This window comes from Arthrobacter sp. Hb9-2 (assembly GCF_059091165.1).
On the sequence record NZ_JBNHGJ010000108.1, the window covers coordinates 1 to 315 of the forward strand.

Below are 315 nucleotides of genomic sequence, written 5' to 3' on the forward strand. Positions count from 1 at the left end.
TCCTGGGGATGGGCGAGACCCGCGAGGAGATCTCCGAAGCGCTGCGGGACCTGCACGAGGCAGGCTGTGACCTGATCACCATCACCCAGTACCTGCGTCCGTCCGAGCGGCACCTGCCGGTGGACCGGTGGGTCAAGCCGCAGGAATTCGTGGACCTCCAGGACGAGGCCACCGAGATCGGCTTCCTCGGCGTCATGAGTGGCCCGCTGGTCCGTTCCTCCTACCGCGCCGGCAGGCTCTGGGCCACCGCGATGCGCAAGAAGGGCTGGGAGATCCCGGCAGAACTGGCCCACATCGAGTCCTCCGGCACCACCC

General features: G+C 68.3%; 1 pseudogene. It reads left to right on the top strand.

The features are described from left to right. Positions 1-315 (top strand): annotated as a pseudogene (locus AC5RV1_RS21415) (lipoyl synthase); the annotation flags it as partial.